Here is a 21,487-nt window from a genome sequence, read left to right on the forward strand (position 1 = left end):
TTTCGTAATTTGTTTCGTGGTTAATCGTTTTCTGCGAGCATATCCAAAAACTCGCGCCCTGTGATGATCTGAATGGAACGAAATTTCTTTAGGTCGAGAAGGTGCTTGTCTCCGCTGACGATGAGATCGGCGTTTCCCGCGACAGCCGCTTCAAGGAATCTGTCGTCTTTTGGGTCGGGTTGAACAGACTGGAATTTCTCTTCTGGAGCGACAAACTCCGAAAATTGATAAATATAACGAGCGATCTTGTCTATGGCTTCCTGTTTCAATTCAAACTTTGGGCGATTCAAAACCTCAAAGTATTCATCTACGATGTTTGTTGTGACAATAACGGTGAACACTCCTGTGTCCCACTTCTCCAAAATTGAAACCAGCGCGCCGCCCAACGCGCTGGATACAAGTATGTTCGTGTCGAGGACAACCCGTTTCATTACCTTCCCTCTCGCACCGCGCGGATTTCGGCTTCAATATCCGCTTCCGTGATGTTGAGTCTTTTAGCCGTTTCCCGCGCTTCCTTCAGCGCGTCTTTGAATTCAGACCTGATTTTTTCTTTGTCAGGCAGACTGATCTTCAAAAAACGGACAAATGCCAGCACATCCGCCTGACGAGATTCAGGCAGTGTGGAAACTTCGCGGAGAAGTGTTTGTTCAAATGTAGTCATGGCTCACCTCGATTTGGATTATACAGTGTTTCTAAACCGTTCACTTCTATTCTTTCCGATACTCCACCGCAAACGCAGGGATTTCGATTCCCGAGATCGAAATCTTCAACTCGCGTGCTTTGATGTTGGCTTCGGCGGGGATCATGTCCATCGCATCTTTGGTGATCAACACTTCGCCTGAGGCGGCGACGTCTTCTCCCATTTTGGAGGCGCGGTTGACGGGGTCGCCGAAGCAGTCTTTATGTCCGACGACGAGGATGCGCCCATAGTCAATGCCGCAAGCGATGTGGATGTCGAGATCTTCCGAGGTGAGCAGGTTCGACGCGGTGAACGCGTGTTGCATCGCCACCGCCGCGTTCACCGCCGAAAGCGGGTCGGGAAAGACCGCGAAGCAGTTATCCGCTTCGTATTTGATCATCGTCCCGCCGAACGACTCGACGATGGGGCGCGTGGTCAACTGCATCCGCCGCACCATCGAGAGGTAATGCACGATTCCGTATTTGCGCGTGAGCAGTGAGAAGCCCGACATGTCCAGCACGAACACCGCGAACTCCTCGCCGTAGCCGTCCCACAATTTTTGCTCCAGCGTTTTGCGGAGTTTGAATTCATCGGCTTGCGAATATTTGAGAAGCAGGTCTTGAAATTTTTTTGCAGGGCTTGCGCGTTTGGTTGGCATGATTACCTCTCGTCGTAGACCTCACAGGTTTTATAAACCTGTGAGGTCTCTGTATTATATATCACCCGCCTCGTCCGCCATCCTTACAACTCTCGGCGAAAATTTTCCGACCACATCAACCAGATCGCTTTGCGCGGCGAGCACTTTGTCCACGGGCTTGTATGCCTGCGGCGACTCATCGAGTCCGCCGCCGAGCAGTGTGACGCCTCGCTCTTTGAGATAGTCGTCCCGTTCGCGTTTGCTGATGGAATTGAGCGCGGCTCTGCGACTCATCAACCTGCCCGCGCCGTGGGAAGCGGATTCAAGCGATGCGCTCACGCCTCTCCCTCGGACAACGAAGCCTGCGTCGCCCATTGAGCCTGGGATCACGCCCAAGACTCCTTCGCCTGCGGGAGTCGCGCCTTTGCGATGGACGATCACTTCACGACCATCCGCGAGTTTTTCTCTCCACGCAAAGTTGTGATGATTCTCTACAACCGCGACTTCTTTCAATCCAACCGAAGCCGCGACTCGTTTATGGATGATGTAATGATTCGCCGATGCAAACCTGCCAGCCAATTCCATCGAAAGCCAATATTCTTGACCATCTTCTGAATCCAAATTCAACCACGCGAGATGACGGACGCTCTTATCAAGGTCAGGCTGTTTCTCCATGGCGAGTTTGCTGAACCTGTCAGCGATTCGCGCGCCGACCCCTCTTGACCCGCTGTGTGAAAGCAACGCCAGATATTCGCCTGGTTTCAACCCGAACATTTCCTCATCCAAGCGAAACGATCCCCACTCGACGAAATGATTCCCCGTCCCGCTTGTGCCGAGTTGATTCATGGCGGTGTCTTTCAATTTTCTGAGTTGCGCGGTGGCGTACCAGGCCTCATCATCCAGCACGGCGTGTTGCGCGCGTTTTGCGCCTGTCCATTTTGCGCCCATGCCGAAGGCGGTTTCATTCATCAATGATTCTTCGAACAATCCCTTCTTCTGTCCGATGAGAATCGGCGAGACTTCGTAGATCGAAAGTCTCATTCGGCAGGCGATGTCTACGCCGACCGCGTACGGGATGACAACGTTGTCTGTGGCGAGTACGCCGCCAATGGGAAGCCCATAGCCGACGTGCGCGTCGGGCATCAACGCGCCAGTGACAGCGACAGGCAGGCGCATCGAATTCTCCATCTGCTTGATGGCTTCGGCGTCGATCTGGTCGCGTCCCCAAATAGGGAAGGGGAGCGGCGATTCGCGTAAATCGCTCGGTTGCGGCTCGTCCTTTTGATTCAGGCGGATGCACTCGCGCGCGAGATCGGCAAAGGTTGCATTGGCTAAGAATTCGCCTGGGTTATTCCGCACCGCATCTAACTGCGCGAGCGCCGCGTCGCGATCCATGCCCTGCTCGATGAGTTTGTTGCCAGCATCCTTTGCCAGCCCGATAACTTTTCCATCCTGCCAGTTGTGATATTTCAGGGTTTTTCCTGTGATGATGTCCATAGTTGTTCTCTTTCACGTGGCGCGACATGTTGAACATTAACAAATTACTCTGACATAAGGCCGGTATAGCGTAAGAGCGGTTCAGAACCGTGAGAGAAACGGTCGAGAAAAGCAAGGACCTGAAATCGCAATTGGTTCACTTGGTCTGCCCAGCGATGGAGGTGTAACACTTCCTGCTTCAGCCATTTCCATAATTTTTCAATGGGATTGAGCCAGGAGGCGTAAGTCGGGAACAACAGGGGTGTAAGTTGCTGAGCATGCAAGGCTTCGAGAACTGCGGGCAGTTTGTGAACCGGCCAATTATCTTGAGCCAGATAGATGCGTTGCGCCTGCGGATAAGCGGCGCGCACTTGGGCATAGAAGCGGGGAAGTTCCTTTTTGCCGATCTTGGTGCGTTGCAAATAAGTCACCCGACCCGTGATCCCGTTCAAAACAGCGACCACTCTGGTTTGTGCATTGTACTGGGGTGCATCCATGGCCTTGGTTGGGTTTTGCCATGCGCATGATAGGTTGGCGCTTTTGCGGGACGACGAAAGTAAGTCAGTTCATCCATGAACAAGATCACCGTAGTCTGCGGGTGGTGCGCTGCTTCTTCAAACGCCTGCAAAATCCTTTTCCATTTGGCTTGGTACGCTGGATCTGGGCTGTGGATGAATCCCAAAGCTTGTTTGCGGCTAAAGCCCAGACGTTTCAAAACTTTGTAAATGCCAGGTACACTACAGCCTTGCAACCAAGCCAAGGCACGCCCCACATCCTGTAACCGCCAGCGCACTCGCTGGCCGCCAAATTCATACGGTGTGCGGTGCAAGACGCGCTCCACCTCGGCTTGCACCTGCTCTGTGGGCCGAGGGGAAAAAGATTGGCTTTCGACCTCGACCTGTTTTGATTTTCAACCCGGCCACACCCTCGGCTTGAAAGCGTTTGACCCACTCGCCAATCGTGGTACGATGCACGCGAACCCGCAAGTGTTTGGCCACTGCCTGCCCTTCCTGACCGTCTGCCACCAGCAAAATCGCACGGGCACGCTCTCGCAAATACGGCTTGGGAGGGTTCTTTAGCCAGCGGTTCAGACTGGCTCGCTCCGCCTCTGTGATTTGGAGATGATACTTTTTCATGTCCGCCGCCTCCCGTTTCGGCACGCTTAGTATATGTCAGAATAAATTGTTAATGTTCAAAATGTCGCCCTGTGCAAACGCGACATGAATGTCGCGGTACTAAATTTCATCAGGCGGTACACAACCTTCATCGAATTCGATGGTTGTGAACATTTCCGCTTGCAAGACCCAATCTCCGTTTGTCTTTCTTTGCCATTTAGCGGAATACACTCCTGAGGCGTTCGCCAATTGCCCGTCGATGGTGTAACTGCCTTTCCAGTTGCCAAGTTCTTCCGCCAAGCCCCACGCTTCGTTGACCGTGATTTCGCGCGTCGTGCGGACGTAGATCGCCGTCGGATCGGATTGGAACACAGACGCCCAACGCGCCGCCTCTTCGTCCGCGCCGTGAAATTGGTCACTGCGACCTGTGACGATGTGATACGTCGGCGCGAGCAGCATGCGAATCGTCGCCGCGTCTTTGGTTTTAATCGCTTTGTTGAATCTTTCTCGTGCGTTGCGTATCATTTCATTTGAGGTGTTCATAAAAACCTTTTACCACGAAGAACACGAAGCGCACTACGCGCTTGACCCCGAAGGGGTCAAATGATTATAGAGCGCAACGGTTGAATTGTTCAACCCCGAAGGGGTGTCATGGATCACGCGATTCTATGTCATCCCTTCGGGATTTGGATTCATGCGCGTGATTTCTATAATCGTTACATCCCTTCGGGATTTGGACTCGTGTATTTGATTTTCTACAATCGTTGCATCCCTTCGGGATTTGGATTCGTGTGTTCGATTTCTATAATCGTTGCATCCCTTCGGGATTTGGACTCGTGTATTTGATTTTCTACAATCGTTGCATCCCTTCGGGATTTGAATGTTGTTTCATGTTTCATGTCGTTGCGAGCCACGCTTTTGTTCTTCGTGGCGAAGCAATCTCCTCGCGGGAAGGGGTTGCTTCGTCGGCTACGCTTCGTCTGCGCTCGTTATCACTCGCTCCGCTCAGCGCGAGCCTCCTCGCAACGACATTATGCTTCTTCCAACTTCCACAACTCGCGCATTTCCTGGCTTGTGACTAGTAATTCATCAAGCGTGCCTTCGGATTCTACTTTGCCGTCTTTTAGCACGATGATGTGATCGGCGCGGCGGAGGAGCGGGCGGCGGTGGGATACGACTAGGCAGGTCATTTCTTTGCCTGATTCAAAGATGCGCTCCCAGAGTTGACGTTCGGTTTCCACGTCGAGGGCGGAGGAGAGGTCGTCGAAGACGACGAGTTCGGGCTCGCGGATGAACATGCGTGCGGCGGCGGTGCGTTGCATTTGTCCGCCAGAAAGTTTGACGCCGCGCGCGCCGACCATCGTTTCGAGATTGTCGTCGAGTTGTTCGAGGTCGCGGTCCATCACGGCGAGTTTTGTCGCTTCGTAGATTTCGTCATCGCTTTTGTTCATGCCGAGCAAAATATTATTTCGCAGGGTGTTGCTGAACAAACGCGGGACTTGTGCCGTGTACGAACAACGCGGAGGGATAAAGAAGTTGCCCGCGTCTGTGATGATGTCTCCGTTCCATTTGATGGAGCCAGAGTCGGCGGGGAGGAGTCCGAGCAATGTGCGGAGCAGAGTCGTCTTGCCAGAACCGATGCGACCAGTGATGACCGTCAACGAGCCGCGCTTGATTTTCAGCGAAACGTTCTCGATGCCGTTCGTCGAAGAGGGGTAGTGATAAGTCAAATGGCTTGCGACCAGCTCGCCCAGTCGGTCTGAAGCGGTTTTTGTCGCGTACGTCACATCTGGCAACGGCGCGGAAAAATCCACTGTGCTGTGTTCGACGAGGGCGGTCAACGGCGCGTTTTCCATGAGGCGATACATCCGCTTGACGGAGACTTCGAGTTGTTTGTAGCGCGCCCACAACATGCCCGCGAAGGTGGTGAGGTCGCCCATGCTGTTGAGGAGGTAGACGAAGAGCGAAAAATCGCCGAGGGTGAAGTTGCCCGTGCGCATGGTCTGACCGACGAGGATGAGGATGACGCCCGTGCCGAGCGTGGACGTGTTGCGATAGATCGAGCCGAGCACGTCGTCGAATAATTTTTCGCGGACGGCGAACACGCGGCGCTCGTCGTTGATCTTGTGAAAATGTTTCGTGATGTTTCTTTCGGCGTTGGCGACCTTGATGGCTTGCACTGCGCCGAAAAATTCGCCGATGAATCCAGAGACGTTGCCCGCGGCTTGACGCGAGGCGGCGCGATAATGTTCGATCCGTTTGGTGGCGATGTTGGCGACGATGCCGACGATGATGAGCGGAATCAACGCCATGATCGTGACCGATACGCTGATCTGCGCCATCAAGTAAATCGAATAGGCGATGATGCCGACGCCGACGAGGATGTCGTTGACGAGGATCACGAACAACGGAATTTGATCCACGTCTGTTTTGAAGCGGCTGACGGCTTCGCCAGCGGAATCGGGGAGTTGCGACGCGCCTGGTCGTTTGAGGATGTGCGTGAGCAGATTTTTTCTTATCAGCGTGTTCATCTCGGAGAAGATGGGAACGTCGGCGTAGTAAAAGCCGTAACCGCCGACGACACGTCCGAGCCATGTTGCCGCGAGGAACGCGACGATCCCCCAGATGCCGAAGGTCAATGTCGCTGTGCCTGTGAGCATGTCGAAGAAGGCTTTGATGATGAGCGCGGGCGCGACTTGCATACAAAAGCGGAAGACTCCCACGCTGAGGAGGTCAATGAAGTCGAGCCACGGGCGGAATCGAATCATCTCCCAGATAACTTTCCACGCGGGGAGGGAGGGGGTGTTGAGTTCTTGTTGGGTGAGGGTTGATTCGGTCATTTTGAAAGCCTTTGGAGACTAGAGACTGGAGATTAGAGATTGGTTGCAGACATCAGAGAATTGGAGAATTAGAGAATTGAGGTTGATGTCTATGCCAGAACTTCTTCCATTCCAGTTTGGAGCAACTGATAAAACCTTGATGTTGAATCGGATGCCAGCGCTTTGCGGTCGCCGTATTCGAGGATGTTGCCTTTCTCGAGGATCAACACGTTGTCGGCGCGGTGGAGGGTGTCGAGTTTGTGGGCGATGATGATGGCGGTGCGACCTTTCAGCAGTTTGTCAATCGCGTTCTCCAGTTTGACTTCGGTGGCGGGATCGAGGCGGGAGGAGGCTTCGTCGAGGATCACCAAGCCTGGATTTTTCAGGAAGACGCGCGTGAAGGCGAGCAATTGCGCTTCGCCCGCGGACAGCGACCTTGATCCCGTTTCAAGGACGGAGTCCAACCCTTGAGGCAGACTCGCGTACCAGTCGCCGAGTTCGAGTTCTTCGAGGGTGGCGATGATTTTTTCATCGGAGATCGCGCGGTCGAAGAAGGTCAGGTTTTCGCGGACGGAGGCTTTGAATAACTGCACATCCTGAGTCACGATGGCGATGTCGCGGCGAAGCGAGTGGAGGTGATGGTCGCGGATGTCGGCGTTGTTGATTTTTATGCCGCCGCTGTTCACGTCATACAAACGGAAGATCAACCGTCCGATGGTGGTCTTTCCGCTTCCCGTGCGACCAAGCAGACCCAAAACAGAACCAGCCCGAAGGTCGAAAGAGAGGCGTGTGAGGACGGCGTCGTCGCCATTGTAGGAAAACGTCACATCGTCGAATGTCAACTGAATCGGATGCGAGTCCACATCCAAGCCCGCTTCGTTGCGAGTCTCAGGCTTGAACGCCTTGAACTCGGTCAATCGCTCGACACACGCGCCGATGGTTTGAAAACTTTCGATCTCGTGAGTCATCGCCCAGAACGGTTCTTCGAGCAGGTTGATGTAATGCACGAAAAGATAGACCGTGCCGATGGTGATGACGCTCGCGGTGAACAGCCAGTAACCGCTGACGATGGCGAGCAGTGTGCCGAGGGTGAGGGCGAGCCCCATCGCGTTTTCGATGATCCATCTTTTGAAATGCGACTTGCGATTGTGCTTGAGGATCTCGCCTTGATGACGGAACAATTCGCGGATGGAAAATCCGACCGCGCCGCTGGAGCGGATGTCTTCGGTGCCTGAGAGTTGTTCCTCGATGAAGCCGTAATATTGCGCTTCGGCTTCACGCCGCGCTTTTTGATGAGGCACGGCGATGTCTTTCACTTTGCCGAGGATGAAAATGGTGAGGAACGAATAGACCGTGAACGCCAGCCCCGCGCGCCAATCTTCGATGAACAACGCAATGAGGATGCCAACGAGGAGAAATCCGTTGGCGATGAGGTTCAACGCAAACTGCGAAAAGAACGTCGCCAGTTCGGTCACGTCGCCGTCAATGCGTTCGATGAGTTCGCCAGGCGTGTGGTCGTTGTGAAATTTCATGTCGAGATGCAAGGCATGTTCGGCGAGTTCGGCGCGGAGGGCGTTGGTGGCTGTCCATGCGACGTTTTCGCCCAGCCATGTGACTCCGATCGCAACGACTTGTTGAATCAACGCGATGCCGATGAAGGCGAGCGCGGTCCATGTGAGGGTTTGCAATGCTTCGCCAGCCAATGCGGAATCAATAAACTTTCGCATAATTTGAGGAGCGAAAATCCGCAAGCCGATACTGCCGAATAACAAAATGGCAAGCAAGGTGAATCGTCCACGCTGGGGGCGGATGTGAGAGGCGAGGAGGCGGTAGTAGGCGGAGAAGGAGAGATTCATGTTTCAGGTTCCAAGTTTCAAGTTTCAGGTTGCCAAGTTGTGGGTTGACGATTGACCCTGGACAATGGACGATGAAAATGGTCTATGGTCTATCGTCCATTGTCTGAAAGTAGCAACAAAAAAGCCACGATGCGAGGTGCACCGTGGCTGGGAGGACACAGGAAGAGACCGTCTAGGGGCGGTCACAGGGCGCACTTCGAGAAGGTATGAAGTTTTGGATCGGATCGTTTTTCGTGCGTAACATCATCGGTCGTGCGCTCCTTTCTTTGGGATTTGATTGCGCTCGGAGTTTACATGAGAGGGGGAGGTGTTGTCAAGGATGAAACCCCCATAAAATATCTTGAATCGACCTGATTTAGACACTTTCTATCATACCCTTGATTTTCTGAACTTCTTGAGCTGAAAGATTGTCCCAGTAGAATGGATCTATATCGGCTTGTAAATGTTTAGGATCAACGTAACTGATAAAAGAATTTAGAATAGCATGGATTATTGTAATACGCTTAAGTCTCTCATCATCAGCCTTCAAACCTAAAAACAACTGGCTCAAATGAAAAAACCAGTCTTTGAAATCGTTGTCACTGTGCTTGGTGTACATTTTGCAAAATGTTGCGTAGTCTATGATTCGATACTCATGATCATCGCGTGCGATCATTGACGCGGCTATTGCTTGGAGTTGATATTTGTGAATCCATTTATCTTTGGAGTGTTTAGGAATACCAGTCTTGGCCTGGGTTAATAACGATGGATTGGTAAATCCATTTTCAATCATGGTTAGAAATCCTTCAAATTTTTGCGTTTCTGTCGTTGTCGTAAAATCTAGAAACACGATTGTTTGTCTTAAGATTTGTACCCACCCAAAAAACTGACCCACGACAAAAAGAGTGCTCATGTAGTAATACTTTTCTGTGTTGTCGTTTGCAGGAAACCAGGATTCTTCTTCGATTACGTGTATGTTTTTAATGATGTTTTCAGCTCTGTCTCGTAACGCTATTGCGGTATGAAGAATCGGAGATGCATATTTTCTTTTGGCTATTATTGCTTCTCGTCCTCGTTGCACCCTTTGAGGTAGCACAACATCAAAGATGAATTTTGTTGAAGCGCCAATGATGCCGCCAACAACTGATGACAAAAAGAGCCACAAGATGGTGTTTTCTTGAAAAGCTTGCTGTAGCCAACTAGCCATGAGTTTCTCCTCTGATCCTAATGCGCGTTTGTGTTGGAAAACCTTCTTGTCAACTTCCCTTCTTCTCGATCTTCGCCCACGCATCCTTCAAATTCACCGTCAAGTTGAACACGGGTTTTTCGGGCGTTGAATCTTTATCCACACAGAAATATCCAAGCCGCTCGAACTGATAGCGCGAACCAGCCTCAGGCGCGGCGAGAGACGGCTCCACGTTTCCCGTGAGAATCTCAAGCGAGTTCGGATTCAAACAGTTGAGGAATCCCTCTTCGCCTTCTTCGGGATTTTCCTTCGAGAAGAGTCGGTCGTACATGCGGACTTCCGCTTCTTTCGCATGGACGGCTGATACCCAGTGGATGGTGGATTTCACCTTGCGACCATCGGGCGAGTCGCCGCCGCGCGTGGACGGGTCATACGTGGCGTGGACCTCGATCACTTCGCCCGCGTCGTTCTTCACAACATGCGTGCATTTGATGAAATATGCGTAGCGCAATCTCACTTCGTTGCCAGGGAACAGACGATAATATTTCGGCGGCGGCGTTTCGCGGAAGTCATCCTGCTCGATGTAAATGATTTTCGAGAACGGGACTTTGCGCGTCCCAGCGTTCGGGTCTTCGGGGTTGTTGACCGCGTCCATCTCTTCGACGAGAGCATCGGGGTAATTATCAATAATCACTTTCAGTGGACGAATCACTGCCATGCGGCGAAGCGAAGTCTTGTTGAGGTCTTCGCGCACGCACGCTTCAAGCAACGACACATCGCTGACGCTGTAATTTTTTGCCACACCTACGCGGCGAATGAAATCGAGAATGGCTTCTGCCGTGTATCCGCGCCGACGCATCGCGCGCAACGTGGGCATACGCGGATCGTCCCAGCCTGAAACATGATTCTCTTCGACCAAGCGGCGAAGTTTGCGTTTGCTCATCACGGTGTAATTCATGTTGAGCCGCGCGAACTCGATCTGACGCGGTTTGAACACATCGAGTTGTTCCAAGAACCACTCGTACAACGGACGATGATCTTCGTATTCGAGCGAACACAACGAGTGGGTAATGCCTTCCATCGAGTCGTTCTGTCCATGCGACCAATCGTACATCGGATAAATTTTCCACTTGTCGCCTGTGCGGTGATGCGGCGCGTGGATGATGCGATACATGGCAGGGTCGCGCATGTTGATGTTCGGATGCGCCATGTCAATTTTGGCGCGCAAAATCCGCGAGCCATCGGGGAACTCGCCGTTCTTCATGCGTTCGAGCAAGTCCATGTTCTCTTCCGCGTCGCGCTCGCGGAACGGAGAATTTTTTCCAGCCTCGGTCAGCGTGCCGCGATTTTTGCTCACCTCTTCGGGAGTCTGATCGTCCACGTATGCTTTGCCAGCCAACACAAGTTTCTGCGCCCATTCGTACAGCAAGTCAAAATAATCCGACGCATACGTTACCTTTGCCCACTCGATGCCCAGCCAACGCGCGTCGTCTTCAATCGCCTCCACGAACTCCGTCTCTTCTTTGGTCGGGTTCGTATCGTCGAACCGCAACACCAACTCGCCGCCGTTTTCCTTCGCGACAAGATAATCAATCATAAACGCCTTGACGTGTCCGATGTGCAGGTAGCCGTTCGGCTCAGGCGGCAGGCGCGTGCGGACGTAGTTGAAGCGTCCGTTTTTCAAATCTTCTTTGACGGCTTCGCGGATAAAATCAGAGGGTGTAGATTCTTCGGGACTCATTCTCGATCTCTTCTCTTGGATGAAATACTCGCTTCACTTCGACGTTCAGCCTGATTCGGCTTGGGAAACTTTTTTCCCGCTTGCGGCGTCTGGCAATTATAACAAAGCGTAAAACGTTCCGCAGGTTTCCGTAACGCGACATTCATGTCGCTTTTACGCAAACTGGCGCGTTAGACGCCTTTGGCGCACGCCCTACACAAAAAATACTGTGAATCAAATCCGCTTATAATCTCACTTGGAGGCTGATATGACTGAATCAAACGAAAAGCAAGAAAAATTTCTCGGCGCGTACTTCGACCGTGACGGAGTTCTCAAACTGTCGCGCTGGGCAGACATTCTCTCGTGGGTCACGCTCACGGTCTATGTGTTGACGTGGTCGTTTCAAATCTTGTTGTTCCTTTCCCAATATACTAACGGCATGATGGGCGACAAAGGCATGGGCTTCCTGATGGGATTGAACATGTTCTCTCCACTCATAACTCAACTTCTCCCAGGCGTCTTCTACTTCTTCGGCTTGCAGGCTGTGTCAAAAGTTCTGCTCATCATGCTCGATGTGGAAGATAACACGCGGCGCACCGCGCGCAAATAAGGCTTGCCCGAACTTTCCCGCCATGCTACAATACCGCCCGCTGGAAAATTGAATTGGGGAGTCGTCCAACGGCAGGACACATCCCTCTGGAGGATGGTATCTTGGTTCGAATCCAGGCTCCCCAGCACAAAGAAGAGACTCTCGTATGAGGGTCTTTTTTTCTTGGCAAGAATTAATCAAAACCCCGAAACTTTCGAGTACAACAGGGGTTTGCGCTACATAGATAGTAAGGAGCCTTGAGATGACACTTGAAGTAACAAAATCCGAATCGTTTTACGACCGCCCAAATATTACAAAAGGCGTAATTGAAATAGGCGCTGGCATTCCCTTCGGAATGGAGCCGGTCAGCAATCCGTCGATTGGAATTGGCGGCGTCTATGGAACCTGGGGAGAAAGTTTTAGCAACGACAACCTTCACTTTTTCATTGAAGAGCGGCTGGGTCACCCCCTGCCGATCGACGAAAAGTTGAACCTCTCCGATCTGGGGTTTCGCAGTCGCCATCACATTCCCCTCAATCTTACGCCTGAACAGCACGCGCAACTCGAGATCGAAGTTGGAGCGAAATTTCTAAGCGAGGCGATCAAAGCGTGCAACTGGAATCCTTCCGAGGTGGCCGGTGTGCTTATTGGCATGAGCGCGCCGCTTTCGCCGGATTACCTTAATCAGATTTCAAAAGCCGCGGGGATTCCGGAGAGCGCCCTGAAGGTCGCCACCCATAAAGCGTGCGATGGGTCAACCAGTTCGCTCCATTTGGCGTTGAACCCAACGTTGCCGGAAAACCTTCAATTGAATCAAAATATTGCCGAATCGTTGTACGGGAAAAAGGTGTTGGTCGGCGGTATCGAGGGACTGAGCCGCTTTGTGGGTTCTTCGCATGACGCCAACGCGCTACAGTTGTTTGGGAATGCCGCCGGGGTGGTGGGCGTCATCCCCGGTAAGACGATGAAGTTTCTTGCCGGTAAATCGCATGAGGCGTTTGACAAAGACGGCGTGTTGCAAGTGCAAATGTATTACCCCCATTCCAAACAAAAAGCGGATGGGTACAATGTGGATGTGACCGAACCATCGGCAAATAATATCCGTGTGGCGGGTTTGATGCACGAGCCTCACGATGGGTCCTCTATTGCCATGGCTGGGCCGATGGGCATGGTCAAGTTGTTCGTGCGGACGGGTGTGCAGGTGGTGCGCGATGTGTACGCGGCGTATCAGACGCGGGTGGAAGAGTTGGGTATTGCCGGAAAGTCGTTCGCTGTGGCGATCGTGCACCACGCCAACTACAAGATCAATAAGCTCAAGGAAAAACACCTGCAAAACGACGGGATCGTCCTGCCGATGCCGTGGTTGTTGAGCGACTTTGGGAATGTGAGCGCGGCGTCGAACATGATCGCTTTTCTCAGGGAGTTGCCGAGATTACAGCCGCTTGACCACATTCTCATCGACGGCTTTGGCGCCGGTACCTATTACGATACGCTGGCGGTGGAGTTGGGGGGGTAGGTCAGCCAGCCACTGGCGGGGCAACCGTCCCTGCGAATGAAGCGTTTGTTTGTCTAACAATCCCGCCTGTGATTATGGCGGGATGTTTTTTGTAACATCCTTATTGTTCAGGCGTCCTGTAGGCGGTATGCATATCCAATGATTCCAGAGCACGCGCGGACCATGTATCGAACCAAGCCAAACCAGGATGTTGTCCGATTGCTAATGCGGTTGAAGTCCTATGAGGAGAGGGATTACCCACTACCCATGTTCACCGTGAGGCGGACAACTTTTCGTTCTCTTCTGTTAAATATCCTTGTGTGGTTGCGTAGGCGATAAATATAATTTGCCCCAAACCTACCCGGGCGCAGAAAACGCTGATCTTTGCTTTGATCGGCGTTTTTTTTTCGTGAATTACCGCCCAAAAAATAAGCCCACCTTCGAACGATTGATCTCGGGTGGGTTTGTTTTTGATTTCGTTCTAGTTGGCGAGCGCTTTGGGTTTGAACCACTTTTCCCATTCGCGGTTTTCCCATAAAACAAGGATGGGGGCGGCGATAAAGATGGATGAATAGGTTCCGCTCATCAGCCCGATCAACAAGATTGACGCAAATTCTTGAAGGGTGGCGCCGCCGAACATGATAAGCGCCAGCAGTAGGAATTCGACGGTCATCAACTGGGTGTTGATGGAGCGTTGCAGGGTTTGCACGATGGAGTGGTTGACGAGGGTCTCGAAATCGAGTCGGCGGTAAATGCTCATATTTTCACGGATGCGGTCGAACACCACGATGGTGTCTTGCATGGAAAAGCCGATCACGGTTAGCAAGGCGGTGAGGAAGAGCGCGTCGATCTCCCAGCCGAACAGCAGACTGCCGTAGGCGGTGATGGCAAAGATGATCGCCACATCATGGATCATGGCAAGGATGGCGCAGATCCCATAGCGGAAGGCGTTTTGCACGCCTCGGAAGGACCATGCGATGAAGAGCACCACGAGTAGCGAAGATACGATGACTGCGAGCGTTCCGCGCGATGTGACCTGCTCGCCGATGCTCGGTCCTACGCTGTCGAAGCGAACGATTTCGAGTTTTCCAAACCTGGCTGTGAGCGCGGTGAGCGCGGCGTCGCGGGTTTCGTTCTGCATAAACTCGGATCGAATGATAAAACTGCCGGTGTCGCTAGTTTGCACTTGCGAGTCTTTGATTCCCGAAGTTTCGTAGACTTCAAGGATTTCGCCCGGCGCCGGTTGCGCGGCGTCGAATTTCACTTCGAGCAGGCTCCCGCCTTTGAAGTCGATGGAAAGAGGAATCCCGCGGGTGAACATGATGACCAAGCCGGGGATGATGATCAAGAGAGAAAAGCCGAAAAGAATGTAGCGTTTGCCGAGAATATTCATGAGGAAATCCTAGATGCCCATCGAGCGTTCGTAGTTTGTCGGTTTGACGATGTTGAATAGAAGCGCCAGAAAAGATTGGGTGATATAAAGCGACGAGAACAAACTGATGATCACGCCGATGGCAAGCGTGAAGGAGAAACCCTTGACGATCGTGGCGCCGAAGGAACTCCCGAACCAGAACAGGATGACTGCTGTGATGAGGGCGGCAACGTTTGAATCGCGGATGGAGGGCCAGGCGCGCTTCCATGCCTGGTCGAACGCTTGCCGCAGGCTTCTGCCGGAGCGGAGTTCTTCTTTCAACCGTTCGAAGATCAGGATGTTCGCATCCAAAGCCGAACCAGTGCTTAACATGATGCCGGCGATACCGGGCAGAGTGAGGGTGACGCCGATCAATTTAAAGACAGCGTACAAAATGGCGGCGTATGCCAAAATGGACAAAACCGCCGCGAGGCCGGGCAGGCGATAGTAAATGATCATGAAGAGGGCAACGATGAGGAAGCCGATCAGCCCAGCTACGAGGCTTTTCTGGAGCGAGTCTTCGCCAAGGGTGGGACCGATGATTCGCGTTTCGACAACTTTCAACGGGATAGGGAGGGAGCCATAGCGCAACTGCACCGCCAGCGCATTCGCCGATTCCGGCGTGAAACTGCCGCTGATCGAACCCTGGCCCCCTGTAATCGCATTTTGAATGATCGGCGCGCTAATCACCTGTTTATCGAGGACGATCGTGAGATATTTACCGATATTCGCCGCTGTGTGTTCGGCAAATAGGGCGGCTCCTTCCGAATTAAGAACGAAATCGATCGCCGGTTCGCCCGTTTGGGTGACGCCCACATTCACGCCCTGCAACACTTTGCCGGTCATGATCGTGTGGAAGACCGTCGCGCCATCTGCGGGAGTTTGCGGGGTGGATGCGCCGGGGACAAAATCGGTTTGCAGAGTACTGCCTTCCGGGGGAGCGTAGCTCCCGGTGTCTACAAACTCGAGCAAGCCCGTTTGTTGAATAATATCGAGGATTGCGTCGGTATCTTCCGCGCCGGGGAATTCACCCACGATGCGCCGTTCGCCCGCCAATTGGATAACGTTCTCGCTGACGCCCAGGGCGTTGGTTCGGTTTTCAACGATATTGCGAGCAGTTTCCATTTCCTCGCGCGACACTTTCACATCGTCGGCAATATCGGCTTCGAGCAGAACCTGCAAGCCGCCTTGCAAGTCGAGACCGAGCCGGGGTTTCACGTCGATTTGAAACAGGGGGGAGCCGTCGTCTTTAAAAGGATTGGGAATCTGGACATTTTCATTTGTGTCTACCCAGAGCGCGAGCATAAGCACAAGTCCGATGAGTAAAAGCCTGTTGGTTAAGTTACGAAGCATGCGGGTGTTCTCTCCATCCATAAAAATGTGGCGCACTCGCCGTCTAAGGCTTGGTCGCCACGCGGCGGTTATTATACTACCATCCGCCTATGGATACACCCATTCGTTGAAAATATCGTCCAGCTCGCAGGCGCAGTTTTTCTCCGCCATCGTTTGGAGTGTTTCCGGGGTGGAAATCTTCCATGCGAGCGATTGGGTATATTCTTTCAAGAATGAGTCGAAAGCCGACTCGCCCATCATATCTCTCAGCGCAATGAAGAACAAAGGTCCGCGACCATAGACAATTCCGCTGTAGGTTGCCCCATCGTATTGATTGACGGGCAACCCGATCGGGATAGTTTCGCGCGCGATCATATCCCAGCGGAATTCGAGCGAACTCTTGAATCCCTCACTGCCAGCGACGCCATACGTGTCGATAAAATATTGCAAGGTGATGAATTGGGTCAACGACTCATCCAGCCAGGGGTCGTCCAATTGATCGTCTCCAACGAGATTGTAAAACCATTGGTGCCCCACCTCGTGCGCGACCGTCGCCTCGAGGTATTCGTTGGCGGCGCCGTTTTGCGTATCGTAGATCCAGGAGGTGATGGCGATCATGCCCGGGTACTCGATGCCTAACGCCAGCGTTGGGGTCGAGACAAAATCAAGTTCGGTGTAGGGGTAGGGCGCGTAGCGTTCGCTGAAAACTTCGATCGCCCGCGCGGCTGTTTCAACCAGAGATTGCGAACCTTCGCTAAACTCTGCCGTTGTGTAACTGCGGATGAGGACGCCTCCCGCGTTGATGGAGGTTTCCACATACGTCGGACTCGCCGCTAGATAGAAATCGCGCGCGGGACCGCTCGCAACGATCACCGAGTGCGTTTGCTCAGCCTCCGTGAAGCCGACTCGCCGCCCGGACGTGACCACCGTCACGCCTTTTGGCGCGGTAACTTTAACGATGAAAAAAGACGCGTCGGCGTAGGTCACATCGCCTTCTTGTGGCGGGATTTCAGCATTCCACCCCTCGTCATCGAACACGGAAACCATTGGGTAAGCATGGGCGAGGGCAAGCACATCCTGATCGTAGGCGAGCACACCGTAGTTCAGCTCTACTGTGCGGGGAACTTCCACCGTGAAATCCATGCTGATTACAACGCTTTCACCCGGCGCAAGCGGCGCGGAGAACGGGACGATCATCAAACTGTTGCGCAGGTCGTAGCGCGGCGTTGCGGTTGCGTCATTCACAAGTAGATTGGCTATCTCCATCTTGCCGCCAAGGATGTTTGGGAACAGCCTAAAGCGCGCTTCGGTTAACGGTTCGCTTTCTGTATTGGTGTAGCGCGCTTCCTCCGAACCGTTCACGTGGGAGAGGGTGTCGGCAATCTCCAATTCGATGTGATAAACCGTTGCGCCGTCCATTTCGTCCAGCGCTCGTTGAGCGGATGGGACTAATCCATCTTTGAAGATGGAGCGATCGTCCCATGCCGTGTCTAGCAGATCAGGAGTTGGGGAAACTTCGGGTGTGGGGGGCGGCGTGGGCTGGAGAAATGCGCAGGAAAGCGCGAACAGGCCGAACAGGAGGAGAGAAGCGATGCGGAGTTTCATGAAGGCGTCCTGTGGAGGAAATCCAAAACTGTGTTCAAAATTTCTTGCGGCGTCATCTCATCGGTTTCGATGAGCAGGCTGGCGTGTTCGCGCGCATGGGTCAGGCGGCGGAGTTGCTCGGTGTGATCTTTTTCGAGCCAGTCGAGTTTTCGTCGCGCCGTGCTGGTTTCAAATGAAGCGTGGAGGTAGATGAGAATATCCGGTTTGGCGATGATCTGCCACATGGCTTGCGCGTAGGAATGTTCCTGCGCGATGTGCCGGCAGGTAAAGCCGTGTTTCTCAAGCCCGGCGATCAAGGTGGATTTGCCCGAACCGCACGGACCAACAACACCGATCACCGGGGGCTTACTCGGAGGCTCCATTTTTATTTCACTATTGGCTGAACTTTTTCATGCGTTGGCGACTGCGCGCATGACACAGTTGAACCGCTAAGGGCTGGTACATTAATTCTCTACCATACATGAGAAGACTTTTACCACAAAGCACGCTAAGTCCGCCAAGTTAAAAAGGTTTTCTTTGCGTTCTTTGCAGGTGTCGCATGGCGACATGGCGACACTTAGCGGTGCAGATGTACGGTAGAGAGTACATTAATAACTTCCCGGGGTTTGTTCGCTCGCGGTTGCGCTGCAACTGTATCCCCAACACGGTAGAGGGTTCATGCGGCAATTCCGTGGATCGGCAGTCGAACCGTCATGCGGCGAACGTTATCCCCGGTGTTCGATGAAAATTTCACCACCACCACGCTGATATCGTCTGCCGGGCGGTCGTCATCCAACCGGACCGCATGCGCCAAAAGCGAATCGGCCAGCGATTGGGGGCTGGGATCTTGATCTTCCAGCACAGACCGAATCGCTTCGCCGACTTCCATTGGAGTGCCTCGCCGTTCGCCGGCGTGAGTCAGCCCGTCGGTATACATTACGATGGTCAGCCCCACCTCGATGGGTAATTCGGTGATGAGCGGGCGCGCGTCGCGCGAGGCTCCCAAGGGAGTGCTTTCCGCGTCGAAGCGGTCGATCGATTCGCCGCGACAAATATAAAGAGGGGATGGGTTGTTGCGGGTGAGGACGATGGTGCGGCTGTGCAGGTCGAGCGAGGCGATGTTGAGCGTGCTGATGACCTTCCCTTGTTTGTCGGTGAAGAGCGCGTCGGATGCCGCGCGCGCCGCCGCGCCATCGCGGACGCCTTCGGCGAGCAAGCCGATCACTTTGCGGACAACCATTTGTGAAACCGCTTTGGCGCCGCGCCCGGAAGTCTGCCCGTCGGCAAGCACAATCGACAACCCTCCATTGGGGCGTTCAACAACTTCCAGCGTGTCCCCGCTTTCAGATGTGGCATATTTATTGACTTTGGCGACTGCGATCTGAAACTCCATGCCTTGATTTTACTATGGAGTTCTTCGCGGCTTGTTATTTCTCGTAGGGCAATCGCATTAGAAAATCTCGAGGCTCAAAACACGGTGTTTTGCCTTCGAATCCGCTATTCTCTCCAATCTGCGCGAATTTTTCCGAGAAAGATTAGCGCGAATTCGCAAGGATTAGCGGACAAAAAATCCAAATGCGATTGCCCTATTATTTCTCGCCGCGCTTCTCGGAAGTATTGAGGCTGTCCTCGCCTCCGCGAAAATTGCGTTCGCGGCGGGCGCGCGATCTGTTCATGGAGATTCCGATGACCGCCATTACGATCGCGATGATTATGATTGCGATAAGCGTTGTCGACATTGTGTCCAACTCCTTGTGTGATTGGGTTGCATGGGTTCCACCACGCTTGAATTATACGATGAACTTTTGCTCGGATGCGTTTTGCAGGCGAATGAAACCCCTTACAAACGGCTTTCGTATTCGCGCGCGATATCAAACACAAGCCCTATTCCCATCCTTGACGCGCCTATCCCCACCCGCTATAATCTGCCCGCTGTCGTCAAAACCGTAGCGCCGGCTCAAGCCGGCGCTACTGAATTTATCAAGGAGAAAGACCAATGCCTCCACATCCAAAACGCAAGCATTCGAAAAGCCGCCGAAACATGCGCCGCGCCCACGATGCCTTGCAACCCCGCAACCTCACCTCCTGCGCGAATTGCGGTTCCCTGCGCCTGCCGCACACGGTCTGCCCGAACTGCGGGTTTTACGAAGGGCGTGAAGTTGTCGAAGTCAAGAAAGAAAAGAAAAAGTCCGAGTAAACCACCGGCGGGTCGTGACCATCACGACCCGTTTGTGTTTTAAGCCCTATGAAACTCGATTCTCAAACCACTGCATTTCTATTCCCCGGTCAAGGCTCCCAATCTGTGGGCATGGGCAAAGACCTCGCCGCGCAATACCCTATCGCCCGCCAATTCTTCGACGAAGCCGACGCGCTCTTCGGGTTCTCCCTGTCGCAATTGATGTGGGACGGACCGAAAGAGCAACTGGACGAGACGGTCAACACACAGCCGGCATTGTACCTTCACTCCATAGCCGCATGGATGACCTTCGCGCATCTTCACCCTTACTTTCAACCTGCTGCACTGGCGGGACATTCTCTCGGTGAGCTATCCGCGCTGACCGCCTCCGAGGCGTTACCTTTTGGCGCCGGGCTACAACTCGTCCGTACGCGCGGCGAATTGATGAAGCGCGCCGGGGAAGTGAACCCAGGCGGCATGGCGGCAATCCTTGGCGTGGATATTCCAACGCTGGAAAAAGTTTGCGCCGAAGCCAGTGTTGCCGGTGAGATTGCGCAAGTTGCCAACGATAATTGTCCGGGGCAGGTGGTGATCTCCGGTCACAAGCCCGCGTTGGAGCGAGCCATGGCTGGGGCAAAAGCCGCCGGCGCGAAACGAGCGGTTGCGCTGGCAGTGAGCATCGCCGCGCACTCGCCGTTGATGGATTCGATTCAAACCGAGTGGAACGCCGCAGTTGACGCCAGCGCGATCACCGACCCCAAGATCCCCGTGATCGGAAACGTCCACGCCAAGCCAATGACCACTGCCGACGAATTGCGCGCAGACCTCAAAGCGCAAATGCAATCGCGCGTGCGTTGGACCGAATCGGCGCGGGCGCTGATGGGGAGCGGCATACAGGTATACGTCGAGGCGGGAAGCGGGGATGTCTTACTGGGGCTGGTCAAGAGGATCGATCCCGCCGCGCAACGATTCCCGCTGGGCAACCCTCAAGATTTTTTCGCGCTGGAGTCAGCGTGACCGATATCAAAACCCGCGTGGAAATCGCAAAAAAAGTGGTGACCGGCAACGTGTCGATGCTTGACATGCTGGAGACAGCTCCCGCCACCGAGTTGATGAATTGGGGCATCGAACTTGCCGCGCAGATCGCGCAAGACACCAATGGCATGGACGATACAACCGCCGAGCAAGCTATGGAACCGCGCATGAAAGCCCTGCGTCAATTTCTGCGCGGCGCGGGTAATTGGGCGGCAGGGAAGTACGATGCCGCAAGCCGCCCGGACTTGAAAAATAAAATGTCCGAACACTGGAAGACTCTGCGCGGCAAAGACGTTCCCGTTGATTTGGGGAAACTGCTGAGCCTCGTTGACGACGAGGCGATCACACCCCACCAACTGATCTTGAACTTAAAAGAATTGCTGAGCCTCCCGAAATAG

23 protein-coding genes and 1 tRNA gene are annotated in these 21,487 nt (G+C 53.4%); 6 read left to right on the forward strand and 18 right to left on the reverse strand.

Annotated features, from left to right (window positions below; genetic code table 11):
* Positions 1-20 precede the first annotated feature (20 nt).
* The 12 genes from IPM31_18785 to IPM31_18840 form a co-directional block, all read right to left on the reverse strand.
* Positions 21-431 carry a putative toxin-antitoxin system toxin component, PIN family gene (locus IPM31_18785; protein MBK9009020.1) on the reverse strand — a complete coding sequence of 137 codons (411 nt, stop codon included), beginning with the start codon at positions 429-431 and terminating at the stop codon, positions 21-23.
* Positions 431-661: a hypothetical protein gene (locus tag IPM31_18790; protein ID MBK9009021.1), complete on the reverse strand. Its 231-nt coding sequence runs from the start codon at positions 659-661 to the stop codon at positions 431-433. Before IPM31_18790 ends, IPM31_18785 begins: the two co-directional genes overlap by 1 nt.
* Positions 662-707: 46 nt before the next feature.
* On the reverse strand, positions 708-1,337 hold the full coding sequence (locus tag IPM31_18795) for an adenylate/guanylate cyclase domain-containing protein (protein ID MBK9009022.1): 630 nt from the start codon (positions 1,335-1,337) through the stop codon (positions 708-710).
* Between the two features lie 54 nt (positions 1,338-1,391).
* On the reverse strand, positions 1,392-2,804 hold the full coding sequence (locus IPM31_18800; GenBank protein MBK9009023.1) for an RtcB family protein: 1,413 nt from the start codon (positions 2,802-2,804) through the stop codon (positions 1,392-1,394).
* A gap of 53 nt (positions 2,805-2,857) precedes the next feature.
* Complete coding sequence (locus IPM31_18805) at positions 2,858-3,289, reverse strand: transposase (protein ID MBK9009024.1); 432 nt, start codon at positions 3,287-3,289, stop codon at positions 2,858-2,860.
* Positions 3,241-3,621 (reverse strand): winged helix-turn-helix domain-containing protein, encoded by a 381-nt coding sequence (locus IPM31_18810; protein ID MBK9009025.1) that lies wholly within the window; start codon positions 3,619-3,621, stop codon positions 3,241-3,243. Before IPM31_18810 ends, IPM31_18805 begins: the two co-directional genes overlap by 49 nt.
* Positions 3,602-3,928 carry a helix-turn-helix domain-containing protein gene (locus IPM31_18815; GenBank protein ID MBK9009026.1) on the reverse strand — a complete coding sequence of 109 codons (327 nt, stop codon included), beginning with the start codon at positions 3,926-3,928 and terminating at the stop codon, positions 3,602-3,604. The genes IPM31_18810 and IPM31_18815 overlap by 20 nt, the downstream gene beginning before the upstream one ends.
* 99 nt (positions 3,929-4,027) lie before the next feature.
* Positions 4,028-4,432 (reverse strand): nuclear transport factor 2 family protein, encoded by a 405-nt coding sequence (locus tag IPM31_18820; protein MBK9009027.1) that lies wholly within the window; start codon positions 4,430-4,432, stop codon positions 4,028-4,030.
* A 506-nt stretch (positions 4,433-4,938) separates the two neighbouring features.
* Positions 4,939-6,747, reverse strand: coding sequence for an ABC transporter ATP-binding protein (locus tag IPM31_18825; GenBank protein MBK9009028.1), 1,809 nt, complete (start codon positions 6,745-6,747; stop codon positions 4,939-4,941).
* 89 nt (positions 6,748-6,836) lie between these two features.
* Positions 6,837-8,582 (reverse strand): ABC transporter ATP-binding protein, encoded by a 1,746-nt coding sequence (locus tag IPM31_18830; GenBank protein ID MBK9009029.1) that lies wholly within the window; start codon positions 8,580-8,582, stop codon positions 6,837-6,839.
* 355 nt (positions 8,583-8,937) lie between these two features.
* Positions 8,938-9,768 (reverse strand): hypothetical protein, encoded by an 831-nt coding sequence (locus IPM31_18835; protein ID MBK9009030.1) that lies wholly within the window; start codon positions 9,766-9,768, stop codon positions 8,938-8,940.
* 49 nt (positions 9,769-9,817) lie between these two features.
* Positions 9,818-11,488 carry a glutamine--tRNA ligase/YqeY domain fusion protein gene (locus IPM31_18840; protein MBK9009031.1) on the reverse strand — a complete coding sequence of 557 codons (1,671 nt, stop codon included), beginning with the start codon at positions 11,486-11,488 and terminating at the stop codon, positions 9,818-9,820.
* A 247-nt stretch (positions 11,489-11,735) separates the two neighbouring features.
* Here IPM31_18840 and IPM31_18845 point away from each other — a divergent pair, with 247 nt between their 5' ends.
* The 3 genes from IPM31_18845 to IPM31_18855 all read left to right on the forward strand — a co-directional run bounded on the left by IPM31_18845 (position 11,736) and on the right by IPM31_18855 (position 13,572).
* The gene (locus IPM31_18845) at positions 11,736-12,077 is read left to right on the forward strand and encodes a hypothetical protein (protein ID MBK9009032.1); all 342 of its coding nucleotides are present in this window, start codon (positions 11,736-11,738) and stop codon (positions 12,075-12,077) included.
* 54 nt (positions 12,078-12,131) lie between these two features.
* Positions 12,132-12,202 (forward strand) — tRNA-Gln (locus IPM31_18850).
* A gap of 116 nt (positions 12,203-12,318) precedes the next feature.
* Positions 12,319-13,572: a hypothetical protein gene (locus IPM31_18855; GenBank protein ID MBK9009033.1), complete on the forward strand. Its 1,254-nt coding sequence runs from the start codon at positions 12,319-12,321 to the stop codon at positions 13,570-13,572.
* Between the two features lie 460 nt (positions 13,573-14,032).
* Here the strand turns inward: IPM31_18855 and secF are convergent, their stop codons facing one another.
* The 6 genes from secF to IPM31_18885 form a co-directional block, all read right to left on the reverse strand.
* Complete coding sequence (gene secF / locus IPM31_18860; protein MBK9009034.1) at positions 14,033-14,944, reverse strand: protein translocase subunit SecF; 912 nt, start codon at positions 14,942-14,944, stop codon at positions 14,033-14,035.
* Positions 14,945-14,953: 9 nt separating this feature from the next.
* Positions 14,954-16,315, reverse strand: a complete 1,362-nt coding sequence (gene secD, locus IPM31_18865; GenBank protein ID MBK9009035.1) for a protein translocase subunit SecD — start codon at positions 16,313-16,315, stop codon at positions 14,954-14,956.
* Between the two features lie 87 nt (positions 16,316-16,402).
* The gene (locus IPM31_18870; protein MBK9009036.1) at positions 16,403-17,899 is read right to left on the reverse strand and encodes a M1 family metallopeptidase; all 1,497 of its coding nucleotides are present in this window, start codon (positions 17,897-17,899) and stop codon (positions 16,403-16,405) included.
* Positions 17,896-18,261: a hypothetical protein gene (locus IPM31_18875; protein ID MBK9009037.1), complete on the reverse strand. Its 366-nt coding sequence runs from the start codon at positions 18,259-18,261 to the stop codon at positions 17,896-17,898. The genes IPM31_18870 and IPM31_18875 overlap by 4 nt, the downstream gene beginning before the upstream one ends.
* Positions 18,262-18,554: 293 nt before the next feature.
* Complete coding sequence (locus tag IPM31_18880; protein MBK9009038.1) at positions 18,555-19,271, reverse strand: SpoIIE family protein phosphatase; 717 nt, start codon at positions 19,269-19,271, stop codon at positions 18,555-18,557.
* 196 nt (positions 19,272-19,467) lie between these two features.
* Entirely contained in the window at positions 19,468-19,617 is a 150-nt protein-coding gene (locus IPM31_18885) for a hypothetical protein (GenBank protein ID MBK9009039.1), read from the reverse strand.
* Positions 19,618-19,874: 257 nt separating this feature from the next.
* Between IPM31_18885 and rpmF the strand changes: the two genes are divergently transcribed.
* Genes rpmF through IPM31_18900 form a run of 3 tightly spaced genes read left to right on the forward strand, consistent with a single transcriptional unit; the run spans position 19,875 to position 21,487 of the window.
* A complete protein-coding gene (rpmF, locus tag IPM31_18890) occupies positions 19,875-20,075 on the forward strand; it encodes a 50S ribosomal protein L32 (protein ID MBK9009040.1) in 201 nt (66 codons plus the stop codon).
* A gap of 48 nt (positions 20,076-20,123) precedes the next feature.
* Positions 20,124-21,071, forward strand: a complete 948-nt coding sequence (gene fabD / locus IPM31_18895; GenBank protein MBK9009041.1) for an ACP S-malonyltransferase — start codon at positions 20,124-20,126, stop codon at positions 21,069-21,071.
* A complete protein-coding gene (locus tag IPM31_18900) occupies positions 21,068-21,487 on the forward strand; it encodes a hypothetical protein (protein ID MBK9009042.1) in 420 nt (139 codons plus the stop codon). The genes fabD and IPM31_18900 overlap by 4 nt, the downstream gene beginning before the upstream one ends.

Origin of the sequence: Candidatus Defluviilinea gracilis, assembly GCA_016716235.1 — a bacterium.
Taxonomy (GTDB): Bacteria; Chloroflexota; Anaerolineae; order Anaerolineales; family Villigracilaceae; genus Defluviilinea; species Defluviilinea gracilis.